Annotated in this window: 12 protein-coding genes, 1 pseudogene and 1 riboswitch; of the genes and pseudogenes, 5 read left to right on the top strand and 8 right to left on the bottom strand. The window is 45.0% G+C overall.

Going from position 1 to position 13468, the window contains the following annotated elements; genetic code table 11:
• Nucleotides 1-88: 88 nt before the first annotated feature.
• Nucleotides 89-1006 (bottom strand): site-specific tyrosine recombinase XerD, encoded by a 918-nt coding sequence (gene xerD / locus B3Q46_RS00315; protein ID WP_005233484.1) that lies wholly within the window; start codon nucleotides 1004-1006, stop codon nucleotides 89-91.
• A gap of 176 nt (nucleotides 1007-1182) precedes the next feature.
• Between xerD and B3Q46_RS00310 the strand changes: the two genes are divergently transcribed.
• From B3Q46_RS00310 to ftsW, 5 genes are all read left to right on the top strand, one after another.
• Nucleotides 1183-1443: a FeoA family protein gene (locus B3Q46_RS00310; protein WP_004787267.1), complete on the top strand. Its 261-nt coding sequence runs from the start codon at nucleotides 1183-1185 to the stop codon at nucleotides 1441-1443.
• Entirely contained in the window at nucleotides 1440-3296 is a 1857-nt protein-coding gene (feoB, locus tag B3Q46_RS00305) for a ferrous iron transporter B (RefSeq protein ID WP_125279504.1), read from the top strand. Before B3Q46_RS00310 ends, feoB begins: the two co-directional genes overlap by 4 nt.
• A gap of 57 nt (nucleotides 3297-3353) precedes the next feature.
• The gene (locus B3Q46_RS00300) at nucleotides 3354-3605 is read left to right on the top strand and encodes a DUF6587 family protein (protein ID WP_286712746.1); all 252 of its coding nucleotides are present in this window, start codon (nucleotides 3354-3356) and stop codon (nucleotides 3603-3605) included.
• 380 nt (nucleotides 3606-3985) lie between these two features.
• Entirely contained in the window at nucleotides 3986-5332 is a 1347-nt protein-coding gene (gene murD / locus B3Q46_RS00295) for a UDP-N-acetylmuramoyl-L-alanine--D-glutamate ligase (protein ID WP_286712744.1), read from the top strand.
• A 20-nt stretch (nucleotides 5333-5352) separates the two neighbouring features.
• Nucleotides 5353-6549 (top strand): putative lipid II flippase FtsW, encoded by a 1197-nt coding sequence (gene ftsW, locus B3Q46_RS00290; protein WP_286712742.1) that lies wholly within the window; start codon nucleotides 5353-5355, stop codon nucleotides 6547-6549.
• Here ftsW and B3Q46_RS00285 read toward each other — a convergent pair.
• From B3Q46_RS00285 to B3Q46_RS00255, 7 genes and pseudogenes are all read right to left on the bottom strand, one after another.
• Nucleotides 6538-6796: pseudogene (locus tag B3Q46_RS00285) on the bottom strand (zinc ribbon domain-containing protein). The gene ftsW and the pseudogene B3Q46_RS00285 overlap by 12 nt on opposite strands.
• A 56-nt stretch (nucleotides 6797-6852) precedes the next feature.
• Nucleotides 6853-7773 carry a tRNA glutamyl-Q(34) synthetase GluQRS gene (gene gluQRS / locus B3Q46_RS00280; protein ID WP_286712740.1) on the bottom strand — a complete coding sequence of 307 codons (921 nt, stop codon included), beginning with the start codon at nucleotides 7771-7773 and terminating at the stop codon, nucleotides 6853-6855.
• 2 nt (nucleotides 7774-7775) lie between these two features.
• A complete protein-coding gene (gene dksA, locus B3Q46_RS00275) occupies nucleotides 7776-8303 on the bottom strand; it encodes an RNA polymerase-binding protein DksA (protein WP_004787252.1) in 528 nt (175 codons plus the stop codon).
• 208 nt (nucleotides 8304-8511) lie between these two features.
• Complete coding sequence (locus B3Q46_RS00270; protein WP_286712738.1) at nucleotides 8512-9324, bottom strand: metallophosphoesterase; 813 nt, start codon at nucleotides 9322-9324, stop codon at nucleotides 8512-8514.
• Nucleotides 9321-9956, bottom strand: coding sequence for an NUDIX domain-containing protein (locus tag B3Q46_RS00265; protein ID WP_286712736.1), 636 nt, complete (start codon nucleotides 9954-9956; stop codon nucleotides 9321-9323). Before B3Q46_RS00265 ends, B3Q46_RS00270 begins: the two co-directional genes overlap by 4 nt.
• 79 nt (nucleotides 9957-10035) lie before the next feature.
• The gene (thiC, locus tag B3Q46_RS00260; RefSeq protein ID WP_286712735.1) at nucleotides 10036-11931 is read right to left on the bottom strand and encodes a phosphomethylpyrimidine synthase ThiC; all 1896 of its coding nucleotides are present in this window, start codon (nucleotides 11929-11931) and stop codon (nucleotides 10036-10038) included.
• Between the two features lie 90 nt (nucleotides 11932-12021).
• Nucleotides 12022-12150: riboswitch (TPP riboswitch) on the bottom strand.
• 96 nt (nucleotides 12151-12246) lie between these two features.
• The gene (locus B3Q46_RS00255; RefSeq protein ID WP_349677413.1) at nucleotides 12247-13284 is read right to left on the bottom strand and encodes a hypothetical protein; all 1038 of its coding nucleotides are present in this window, start codon (nucleotides 13282-13284) and stop codon (nucleotides 12247-12249) included.
• Between the last annotated feature and the right edge of the window lie 184 nt (nucleotides 13285-13468).

Raw genomic sequence — 13468 nt, 5'->3', positions numbered from 1 at the left:
TTTTCTTGGACTAAAAACAGAGCATTAGCATAGCAAAAAAAGATAGAGCTACGTCAAACTTCTCAGTTTATTCTATTTGAATCAGCTCTTAAGCCCGTGGATGATGGGTTGCGTGCAGTTGCTGCATTCTGACTTGTGCCACATGGGTATAGATCTGTGTGGTGGATAAATCACTATGACCTAGCAACATTTGTACTACCCGTAAGTCAGCGCCATGATTAAGTAAATGCGTGGCGAAGGCATGACGCAAAGTATGCGGAGACAGTTCAGCCTGAATTCCGGCTTGTAGTGCATAGCGTTTAATGGCATACCAGAAATTCTGCCGGCTCATGATGCTGCCATGCTGGGTGAGGAACAGATAATCAGTCGCTGTTTTATACAGTTGCGGACGTGCCTCTTGCAGGTATTTTTCTACCCATTCACAGGCCATCTGTCCCATTGGTACCAGACGTTCTTTATTGCCTTTACCGACAATACGCAAATAGCCTTGTTTTAAATTAATCAGATCGAGACGCAGGTTAATCAGTTCCGTCACCCGTAAACCACAGGCATAAAGCACTTCGAACATGGCACGATCACGTAAACCGAGGGCAGTATTGATATCGGGTACATGAATCAATGCTTCGACATCAGCTTCAGACAGGTCTTTGGGCAGGGCACGGCCCAGTTTTGGTGTTTTATGGGCAGCGACCGGATTGTCACTCCGCAGTTTTTGTTCCCGCAGGAATTTATAAAAAGAACGTAAGGCGGACAAACATCGTGCAATTGAACGTGGACTTTTTTGCTGTTTGGTCAGTTCAATCAGCACATCGGAAATATCATCATGATCCCATTCCGGTAAAGGTTTAACCAGACATTCGGCACACTGGATCAGATCAGACAAATAGGCATTCCGGGTATGGGGACTCACTGTCTGGGCAATCAGATAATCACGAAAACCCTGTAAGTAACTGAAAGCTTCAGGAATCTGAACTGGACTAGGAATGCGAGGTTTTTTATTCAGCATGATGTTTAATGAAGATAATTTTTAAAAGCGAGAAGCCTGATTGCTATTCTCCACTCTAGTTTAATTTTACGAACATGTCGATGTGCTATACAGCCAAGAAGAAATGTAATTAATACTTATTTGTTAATTATTCTCATTTGTTTGTATACTGTACAAAAGTCTTAGGAATTTTCACGGTGCGTTTGTCTGATTTGAAAGCAAAACAAACTGCCATCATTCGAAAAGTTAATCGAACTACTGATGGTAAAGGCGCTTCCCACGATGTTGTGGCCAGTCGCTTGGAAACTTTAGGTTTTGTACCAGGGACTCAGGTACAAGTCATTACCAAAGGTATTTTTGGTGGGGATCCGATTCTTATTCAGGTGGGGTTTACGCGTTTTGCTTTACGAAAATCGGAAGCGGCCAAGATTGAAATTGAACAGGGAGCGGCGGCATGAGTGATACCTTACGTATTGCCCTTGTCGGTAACCCAAACTGCGGTAAAACCTCTTTATTCAACCATTTAACCGGCTCCCGTCAAAAAGTCGGCAACTATGCCGGGGTTACGGTTGAGCGTAAAGTCGGGAATTTTACACTGCCTTCAGGCAAACCGGTACGTGTACTGGATCTGCCAGGAACTTATAGTCTGGATGCGACCAGCCCGGACGAAGAAATTACCCGTAATGTGGTTCAGGGTAAAATTGCAGAAGAAGGCCAGCAGGATACTTTCCTGTGCGTGGTAGATGCAACCAACCTAAAACTGCATCTGGGACTGGTACTGGAAATGATTCAACTGGGTCGTCCAATGCTGGTGGTGCTGAACATGATGGATGAAGCACGCCGTCGCGGGATGCAGATCAACACCCAGAAACTGTCTGAACGTCTGGGTGTACCTGTGGTTGAAACTGTTGCCGTGCGTACTTCAGGCGTTGAAAACCTGAAAAATGCACTGGATAAAAACAAGTTTTCTGCTCCGCAAACTGAACTCAGCGGTTTGAGTGGCGATCACCATCATCAGATTGCCAGTATTCTGAAAGATGTGGTGAATTATGCCGATCAGGAAGATAAACGTACTGATTTCCTGGACAAGATATTCCTGCATCCGGTATTGGGCCTGCTTAGCCTAGCCATCATGATGTTTGTGGTGTTTCAGGCGGTCTTTGCCTGGGCTGCACCATTTATGGACGGAATTGAAACTTTCTTCGGCTGGCTGGGCGAGTACATGGGTGGACTGATCGCTCATCCTTTATTAAACAGCTTGGTGGTTGACGGGATTATTGCCGGTGCGGGTGGGGTCGTGGTCTTCCTGCCGCAGATTCTGATTCTGTTCTTCTTTATTCTGGTTTTGGAAGAGTCCGGGTATTTACCACGTGCCGCCTTCCTGCTAGATAAATTGATGTTTAAGGCAGGTCTTTCGGGTCGTGCTTTCATCCCTCTATTGTCCAGCTTTGCCTGTGCCGTGCCGGGGATTATGGCTTCAAGAACGATTAGTGATCCACGTGACCGTCTGACCACAATTTTTGTAGCACCACTGATGACCTGTTCTGCACGTCTGCCAGTATATGCGTTGCTGATTGCAGCCTTCATTCCTGAGCAAACCGTGTGGGGCTTCATGAACCTGCAAGGTCTAGTGTTATTTGGTCTGTATATGGCCGGTATTCTAAGTGCACTGATTGTTTCCTTTATCCTGAAATTTTTCCATAAAGACAAGTCTCAGCACATGCTGTTGATGGAGCTGCCAAGTTACCGTTTCCCGGATGTTAAAAACGTCTGGATTGGTTTGCTTGATCGCGGCAGAATCTTCTTGAAGCGTGTCGGTGGCATCATCTTTGCGTTATCTATCCTGCTTTGGTTCCTGTGTACGTTCCCGCAGCCGCCAGAAGGTGCAACTTTACCGGATATCGATTATTCCTTTGCCGGGATGCTCGGCCATGTGATGCAACCTATTTTTGCACCATTAGGCTTTAACTGGCAGATCTGTATTGCACTGATTCCGGCGATGGCAGCGCGTGAAGTTGTCGTGGCAGCATTGGGTACGGTTTATGCCTTGTCTGCAGTTGATGAAGATGCCATGTCTGAGGGTCTGGCGGCACTGATTAGTGGCGGCGGTGATTTGGGCTGGTCGATCGCGACCGGCTTGTCTCTACTGGTCTGGTTTATTTATGCACCACATTGTCTGGCGACCTTAGCCACTGTGAAGCGTGAAACCGGTTCATGGAAAACGGTCAGCTTTATGACCTTCTACCTGTTTGGTTTGGCATATTTCATGTCATTCCTGACTTATCAAATTGCATCACATTATTTGGGTTAAACTGGCTGAAGGGAAACCTTGGCTAGATCTGAATGATCATGTGAATGGGAGATTGAGATGATTGAAATTCTGATTGTAGCGGTACTGGTTGTCTGGAGTGCACTAGTGGTATTTAAAAAGGTATTTCCGAATACTTCACGCTCAGTCTTCCAGAAGTTGTCTGGTGCCTGTGCAGCCAAGGACTGGCATACGCTGGCGAAATGGTTAAAACCGGCTATGGCCAGTGGCTGTGGTGGTAACTGTGCCTGCCCGGCATCGGAACAAAGTTCGGATGCTAAGCCTAAAGCTCAGGCAGTGAAATGGAAGTAAATTTTCATTCTGTTTGAGAATAAAAACTGAGCATGCAAATGAGTAGGGGGAGTTTAGAAATAAGCTCCCTCATTTTTTTATTTTTTAGAAACTTATTGATTTATCTGGGTGAGAAGAATCCACTATTTTTCTATATATGAATGGAAACGTTATCTGATTTTCCTTTCAAGTTATGGATAGCATGGTCTTAACTTTTATTCCCATAATGACGCCAATAAAAATTTATTAATTATTAAATCGATTAAAGATGAAGATTGAACGATATTTTTTTACGCCCTGACACAAAAAATGCCAGAGAAAGTCAAAACAGAAAAAGCATTCAAAACAGCAAAGTGCTACCATTTCGTCAGTTTTAAAATAGACCAGAAAATGGGGCGAAAATGTTAATACAACGTGGTGGATTAAAAGTCGTTGCAGGACTCGGAATTTCAGGTGTTGCAGCGGTCAACTTCTTACATGACCAGGGCTACCGCGTTGCAGTAACGGACTCAAGAGCTACCCCACCGGGACATGACCAGATTCCTGCGGAAGTACAGACCAGTTTTGGCAAGTTTGACCAGAATCTGTTGCTCTCTGCCGAAGAAATTATCATCAGTCCGGGACTCGATCCAAAACTGCCTGAGATTCAAGCAGCACTGGCACAAGGTATTCCTGTGGTAAGTGAAATCCAGATTTTACGTCGTGCGACGGATAAGCCGATTGTAGCCATTACCGGTTCAAATGCCAAAAGTACCGTAACGACTTTAATCGGTCTTATGGCAGCGAATGCGGGTAAAAAAGTGGCAGTTGGGGGGAATCTTGGTCGTCCAGCACTGGATCTGACCAAAGATGATCCTGAACTGTATATTTTGGAATTGTCGAGCTTCCAGTTAGAAACCACATCAAACTTGCAGGCTGAAGTGGCTGTTGTTCTGAATATGAGTGAAGACCATCTGGATCGTCATGGCGACATGATGGGTTATCACACCGCCAAACACCGTATTTTCCAAGGTGTAAAAAAAGTGGTGTTTAACCGTGATGATTCACTGACCCGTCCACTGGTTCCAGATGCAATACCGATGCAGAGCTTTGGTTTGAATGCACCGGACATCAACCAGTACGGTATTCTCAAAGATACAGACGGCACAATCTGGCTGGCACGTGGTCGTGAACGTCTGCTCAAAAGTTCTGACATGTATATTCAAGGTACCCATAATGTGGCAAATGCCTTGGCTTGCTTAGCTTTAGGTGAAGCGATTGGCCTACCAATGGACATTATGCTGGACACTTTAAAAACCTTTAAAGGTCTGGAACACCGCTGTGAATTCGTTAAAGAAGTCAATGGGGTACGTTATTATAATGACTCCAAAGGAACCAACATTGGTGCAACACTGGCAGCACTTGATGGTCTAGGCATGGCGATCGAAGCTCAAGGTGGCAAGGTTGCTATTATTCTTGGCGGTCAAGGTAAAGGCCAAGACTTTACTGCTTTACGTGACTCATTATCTAAGTATGCGAAAGTAGCCGTATTGATTGGTGTGGACCGCCCAATTGTTGAAGAAGCGATTGCGGGTACGACTGAATTGATTCATGCGGAAAGCCTGCAGGAAGCAGTAGAAATTTGCCAGAAGCGCACTCAGGCACATGATGTCGTGTTATTGTCTCCTGCATGTGCAAGTTTTGACATGTTCTCCGGTTATCCGGAACGTGGTCGCAAGTTTGTGGCCTATGTGAATGAACTCAATTAAGAATAACAAGGATTCGTGATATGGCTGAGTTTGCTCAGACTGCGATCAATAAAATTAATCAATTTTATCAGCAGTGGGTACCTAAGCTGCCCGCTGAAGTTAATCCGCGTAATGTGCTGATTTTTTGTGTACTGGCTTTGCTGTGCATCGGTTCGATCATGGTGGCATCGGCTTCGATGCCTTATGCGGAACGGATGCATGAAAATGCTTTCCACTATGTAACCCGACATGCGATCTCGATTCTGGTTGCGGCGGGTGCAGCCTTTTTAGCCTATAAAGTTCCATTAAAAGTCTGGTTCAATAACACCTTCTTTTTATGGCTTATTACCATTGTTTTACTGGTCGCCGTACTCTTTGTCGGGACTGAAGTAAACGGCTCCAAGCGCTGGATCCGGGTAGCCGGTTTTACCTTGCAGGCTTCTGAAGTCGCCAAGGTCATGATGGCGATTTTTACCGCTGACTACGTCGTGCGCCGTGCTGAAGAGGTTCGTAATAATATCAAGGGCTTGGTACGTTTAAGCGCCATCATGGGTGCAACGGTTGGTCTGATTATTCTTGAGCCTGACTTGGGTGCAACGGTGGTAATTACCCTGACCATGCTCGGTGTATTCTTTCTGGCAGGTGCTCCCTGGATTCAGTTCGGTGTCGCTTTTATTACTTTATTGGGTGCATTTGCTGCTGCGATTGCTCTGGAACCTTATCGTTTACAACGTTTAATGTCTTTCTCGAATCCTTGGGAAGATCCGCTTGGTACAGGTTATCAGCTTTCCAATGCCTTGATGGCGTTTGGTCGTGGTGAATGGACGGGAGTAGGGCTAGGTCACAGTATCCAGAAAATGTCATATCTTCCTGAAGCGCATACTGACTTTATGTTGGCGATCTTAGGGGAAGAATTTGGTTTCTTGGGTATTTCTACTATTCTGATTCTGTCCTTTACTGTGATGGTCTGCTGTATCCGGATTGGGCATCGTGCCTTGCAGCATCAATACTTGCGCGCAGGTTATCTGGCTTATGGGATCAGTATCATTTTCCTGTTACAGATTCTGGTAAACGCTGGTATGAATATGGGCCTATTGCCAACCAAAGGTTTGACCCTGCCATTTATTAGTTATGGCGGTTCATCACTAATTGTCTGTGCGGTGATGATCAGTTTGATTCTGAAAATTGATTCGACGACTCAACAAGTTAATCCAAGTCGGGAAGAATCAAGCTTCTAGATTAGACGAGCGCTGTGGATCAGGGAGCATGGTCAAGTACTGTGCTCGGCATGACGGTTCCACAATTCAGGCAACGCACAAAAGTACTTTTCGCCTTGGAAAGTGGAACTAGTGGAATAAAAAATAAAGAAAAATAATTACGCTGCTGTTTTAGTTCATACCCAGAACGGGTTCGGCAAACTGGACAAAGAAACTGGCTTTTTTCAATGACCTTAGTTTTCGGTCCTACACCAAAAATAAAAAACATTGTTATGGTTCTCACTCGCCTTTGTTATTGCTTTTAGCTTAAGTGAAAACCCGTTTTTATAAATAGTGACCTTGTAGCTCAGTTGTATGCGGGATTCGGGAGATGTCCCATTGTGCGACGGCTTGTTTGAGCATACGAGCAGGGCGATCCAGTTCTACGGGCACCTGACATAGGGCTTGAAGTGCTTGTTGCAAGAGCAGGGGAGCCTGATTAAGATCCAGTGCTTGCGCCAAGTTTTGTTTGGACAGTTTCTGGCCCTCATCATTCATTGCCAGTGGTAAATGCATATAGCTTAAACGCGGATAATCCAACAATTGACCCAGATAAATCTGACGTTCGGTATTATCTAAAAGATCTGCACCGCGAACTACATGGGTCATGCCTTGCAGATAGTCATCGACTACGACTGCCAACTGATAATTGATGATGCCATCACGGCGTTTCAGTACAAAGTCACCCAAGTCCTTTTTTAACTGTGAACAGTGTTGACCTTGCAGACGGTCTTCAAAACAGATTTCAACATCTTCAACCTTGACCCGAATTGCTTGATGTTCAAAAGGCAAACCTAAGTCACGACAGGTGTCTTGGTAAATATGATTGGAGCCCAGCATTTTGCGGGTACATTGACAGGCATAAACCAGACCCTGCTGGCGCAGTTGCTGAATGACATTTTCGTAAATATCCAGACGCTCTTTCTGGTAGATGATTTCGCCATATGGCTCGAATTCAAAAGCATCCATTGCATGTAGAATATGTTCTTCGCTGCCGGGATAAATTCGCGGGATGTCTGTATCTTCAATACGGACTAGCCAGCGCCCCTGATGGGCTTTGGCATCGCAGTAACTAGCGACTGCGGTAATGAGGGAACCAAAATGCAAAGGGCCGGTTGGCGATGGCGCGAACCGGCCCACGTAATTCTCTTCAGCTTTCCCTCCCTTTGATAAAGGGAGGGTCAGGGAGGGATTACTTAAAGACATGCTTAACCGTTATTTTGCTTCTCTTTGATCTCTGCCAAAGTCTTGCAGTCGATACATAAAGTTGCAGTTGGACGTGCTTCCAGACGGCGCAGACCAATCTCGATACCACAAGTTTCACAGAAACCGTAGTCATCATTTTTAATTGCTTCGATAGATTGCTCGATTTTGCGGATCAGTTTACGTTCACGGTCACGAGTACGAAGTTCGATGGCAAATTCTTCTTCCTGAGTCGCACGGTCGTTTACATCAGGGAGCGCAGTGTTTTCGTCTTGCATCGTATTTAAAGTACGATCAACTTCTGACATCAGTTCAGCTTTCCATGCCATCAAAATTTGGCGGAAGTGTTCAAGCTGCCCTTCAGACATGTATTCTTCATTTTTTTTAGGTTGATAAGGTTCAATACCAAATAAGCTAGCAGTAGAACCACCCTCAGTCGTTTTCGGCTTAGATTTGCGCACACGTTTTGTAGGTTTTTCCTCTACAACATCAGTTTGTTCGTCTAAGACTTGATTTTGGTTGTCATTCGCCATTTAGGGCATTCCTCATCATATGCGTATGTAATACGCAAAAAATATGGTGATATGCAATTTTTATCCACCCTGTAGAAAGATTATCCTCCTACGGGGGTCGTCATCATATAGACTTTTTATGCTTTTTGATAGTCTTTGATGTCTGGATTATAGATATCACATTTCCTTTGGTTGCAATAAAGTAATTCAAAAAAAATAAAATGCAAAGTTAATAACCTGAAATTTCGGTATTAATATTTTGCTGGCTTAAGGTCACACGTTCGATATGTGTATCGAACTCCCCATTTTGTTTCAAATGTAATACACGATAGCCAGGTGCTGCCTGGTCTAGCGCGAATTCGTCACTCTTGGGTTTGAACTGTACGCTGGTCGATGGCGTCGATAAAAACTGGATACCGTGCCATTCATTGCAGGAATCCTGATGTACATGACCAAACAGAACCAGCTTCACATTCTGGTGCCGGGCCAGTATATCTTTCAGGTCTTCAGCATTCTTTAGCCGGTGCTGATCAATCCAGTGCGACTTCATCGCAAAAGGATGATGATGGCAAGCTACCATCACATACTGATTACGATATTCAAGCAATAATTGGTCCAGCTGTGCCAGTTGAGCCTGTTCTACCCAACCATCTATCCGATCCTGGACTGCACTATTCAGTAAAATCAGGGTCCAGTTGCCAAAATGAATCGCATGAGCCTGATCTCGATCCTGATAAAAAGGAAAGACCTTAATATCATCATGATTGCCCGGAATCTGATAATAGGGTACTTGGCAAGACTGGATATATTTTAAATAACGCGTATAGGTTTCTGCGACCGGAACCTGTGCCAGATCACCAGTATGTACTAAGGCATCCATTTCTGGAAAATTGTGCTGAATATGCTGCATGACTTCATGGAAGCTCTGTTCCGGATTCATATTCGCGAATTCCAGATTAGGCTGATTCATCAAGTGGGTGTCAGAAATCTGGATAATGGTCCATTCTTGTGGTGATGCAGGATTGAATTGTTCCGATGTCATGTCTGCTCCCTTAAACCTGACGGGACAGCCTGCTGATGCTGCTGTAGCCATTGCAGTGCCATAATCACAGGTGCATTTCTAAGGCGACCATTACTCAGCAGGGTCGGAATATCGGCATAATCCAGAATGTGCAGCTGGATATTTTCCCCTTCATCCGGCATGCCAAAAACACTGCCTTCTTCAGGCAGTTCAGTCTGGGCGACATAAAGATGAAACAGTTCCGAGCAGGCACCGGCAGAAGGATAGAAACTGAAAAGATGCTGCAAGGAATCAATGGTACAACCTGACTCTTCGAAAGCTTCGCGGCGAATACATGTCTCAGGCGTTTCATTGCCATCCAGTACACCGGCAATGACTTCTAGTTGCCATGGCGTATCCTGATCATCCAGTCCCCCAATACGGAACTGTTCAATCAAGCCGAATTTTTGCTGCTGATCGTTATACAGCAGTACCCCAGCGGCTTCAGGACGATGGATGAGCTCACGCTGCAATGCAGGTGTATAAGATTCCTGATGGAAGACACGGTGACGTAACGTGACTTTTTCCACCTGAATAAATCCCCGATATAAAAACTCACGGGCCTCTATCCTAAAATCTTTTTTATTATAAGAGGCTTGTTTAATAATATTCATAACTCAGAAAAGGATGAAATAACTTATTTTTTTCATCCTATCTGAGATTTTTATGAAAACAACTGTTTTTTTTACAGTTTTACACCTTGTGGTACAATTTTTGACCAGAGTTGTGGAAATCGTTTTTCATCTGGTTGAGGCCGGCTTCAATCTCTGCCTGCGTTACAGCCGGGGTCTCATCAGCAGATAACTGGCTGGCATAATCCCGCACATTCTGGGTGATTTTCATTGAACAGAACTTCGGTCCGCACATCGAGCAGAAGTGAGCTGATTTATGCGCCGCTTTTGGCATGGTTTCATCATGCATGCTGCGTGCTGTGTCAGGATCCAGGCTCAGGTTAAACTGGTCTTCCCAGCGGAACTCAAAACGGGCTTTAGACAGGGCATTGTCACGGGCTTGAGCACCTGGATGACCTTTGGCCAAGTCGGCAGCATGTGCGGCAATCTTGTAGGTAATGATGCCGTCTTTCACATCTTTCTTGTTCGGCAAGCCTAAATGTTCTTTCGGTGTCACGTAGCAAAGCATCGCGGTACCGTACCAGCCAATCATCGCGGCACCAATCGCCGAAGTAATGTGGTCATAACCCGGTGCGATATCTGTGGTTAATGGCCCAAGTGTATAAAAAGGGGCTTCTTTACAGACTTCCAGCTGCAGATCCATATTTTCCTTAATCATATGCATTGGCACATGCCCCGGACCTTCGATCATCACCTGTACATCATGTTCCCAGGCACGATGCGTTAGTTCACCCAAAGTGCGTAGCTCGGCAAATTGCGCTTCGTCATTGGCATCTTGAATACAGCCCGGACGTAAGCCATCCCCGAGACTGAAAGACACATCATAGGCTTTCATGATTTCGCAGATTTCATCGAAATGGGTATAGAGGAAGTTTTCCTGATGAAGTGCCAGACACCACTGGGCCATGATCGAACCACCACGTGACACAATACCAGTCAGACGATTCGCGGTCAGCGGTACATAACGCAATAACACACCGGCATGAATCGTGAAGTAATCCACGCCCTGTTCAGCCTGTTCAATCAAGGTATCTTTAAAGATTTCCCAGGTCAGGTCTTCAGCTACACCGTTGACTTTTTCTAGAGCCTGATAAATTGGGACTGTACCAATTGGCACTGGTGAGTTACGGATAATCCATTCACGGGTTTCATGGATGTTTTGACCAGTCGAAAGATCCATAATGGTGTCGGCACCCCAGCGGGTCGCCCAAGTCATTTTTGACACTTCTTCTTCAATACTTGAACCCAGCGCAGAGTTTCCGATATTGGCATTAATTTTTACCAGGAAATTGCGACCAATAATCATTGGTTCCAGTTCAGGGTGATTGATATTGGCAGGAATAATGGCACGGCCTGCAGCGACTTCCTGACGGACAAATTCAGGCGTAATTTCCTGTAAATTTTTGGCACCAAAATTCTGTCCCGGATGCTGGCGCATATCGGTACCTTCCAGCTGACGCAGGTTTTCCCGGATCGCGATATATTCCATTTCCGGCGTAATAATGCCCTGTTTGGCATAATGCATCTGGGTCACATTCTGGCCATGTTTAGCCCGGCGTGGTTTCTGAATATGGGCAAAGCGGATGTTGGCAGTACGGATATCACGTAAGCGTTGGCGACCGAACTCAGAGCTTAAATCATCCAGCATTTCTGTGTCATTACGCTGTTCAATCCAGCCTTCACGTAGGTTTGGCAGGCCTTTATTCAGATCAATTTCAACGTTTGGATCGGTATAAACCCCTGAAGTGTCATAGACCATCAGCGGTGCATTATATTCACCACCTAGGCCAGTCGGGGTTTCGCTAAGAGAAATTTCCCGCATGGGTACCTGAATATCAGGACGTGAGCCTTGCAGATAGACTTTACGCGAAGCCGGCAGAATGCGGGTCAGATCACGCGCTTCCTGTTTGTGTGGAGTAAGGGGAGTTTCAGAAGAAAGATTCGTTAACTGGCTCATTGCAATGATCCTTATGAATGACATCAACGAATCAAGCACGACCAAAAACGTGGACTGAATTATCTGGGAGTAGATAAAACAAGGGTAGTCGTTTTTAGATGGCTTGATTCCTACGCAGGTATTAACCTGATCAGGTTCAACGGTACTCACTATCAAATGGCCGAAAAGGCTGATTTAAGTGATCTCAGCGAGTTATTACTCGCGCTCCGTCAAGCGAGGCTAAATCTTAGCTTAGTTGGTATTTAAAAAGTAGCTTTAAATTGGAAGGGGATGCTGATTTTTGGCTATCTCATCGATTTTTAAGAAAAGATTGTTTTAAAGACAGATGGCATCCTTAAAGCAGTCTTTACCGTAGTTCTGTGAGGGTGGGGTGACTTGGGCATAATATAAAATCTGTTCAGTGCTGGAACGGTTACGATAATCCGCAGCTAAGGCACGCTGACGCTGTTCAGGATTCATGTCCAGAAACTCTAAAAATAATTGTGCCTGTGTCGATAACTTGGATTTCTGACCACGCGCCAGACCGATGATAGTTTCCAGATGGCTGGTTTCTACCGAATAACGGTCACGATAATCCTCAGAGATTGGCGATTGCTCGCTGCCTCTAAACAGGAAATAAGTATATTGTTTCAGCAGATATTCGGCATCGCGCTGATAGCTACTTTTCGGATAGGTTTGCAGATAATCTTCCCAGAACAGAGCGCGAGCGGCAATATTGGCGGCTTCAAGCTGCAAGCGTTTTTCGACCAAAACCGGTTCCATATTCTGCTCAGCCAGATTTTCAATAAATACCTTTTCGGCAGCCGGTAAATACGGTGCAAAGATACGCGCCAAGTATTCTGGGCTACGACGATATTGCAGCGTGCCATTGCCCTGATCCAGCAGTTCTACATAGGCCTGACCTTTATGCTTCAATAAATACTGGTCGCGTGTGGTCAACTGTTCAAAGTGGCTTTGCTGAATAGTAGGATGCTGAGCCATATCTAAAGCATACTGTTCGAAAGCACGTTGCTGGAATTCGGTACGTTCCACATGCAGAAAGCGTTGATACATTTCGGTGGAACGCTGCATCAGGTGTTTCTGCTCGGCCAGTTCCATGAGCGGCAGACACACTTTAAGATCCTGATTAATCTGTTCCAGTGCAAAAGTGGTGCGCTGTTCATTAATCTGGGACATGTTTTTTTCAATATTTTCACACATGAGGGTGAAATCGTTCGCGGGAGATTGAACGGTTTTAACCTCGGCCTGTTCCATTTCAACCTGCGGTTCTGAGGATTGCTCGCATCCGCCTACGAACAGCAAACTGCTGAAAACAAAACAAACTTTGAATATCGAATGAATTCGCGTTAACACTATGTTTCAGGACTCTATATAGATGAAATCAGAAATAACTGCCTTACCGGGAGCTATATTGTATAGATCTAATTCAAGTTCTATGTGTAGTATTGTGAATGGCTTTGTTAAGCTAGGATGCGGGATGGGGAAAATAGTAGGAATATTGAATAAAATCGTGGATCTATAAGAGAAAAGTAATAAA

Source organism: Acinetobacter sp. UBA2581, from assembly GCF_002339435.1.
Classification (GTDB): Bacteria; Pseudomonadota; Gammaproteobacteria; order Pseudomonadales; family Moraxellaceae; genus Acinetobacter; species Acinetobacter variabilis.
This window is presented reverse-complemented; position numbering and strand designations above follow the sequence as displayed.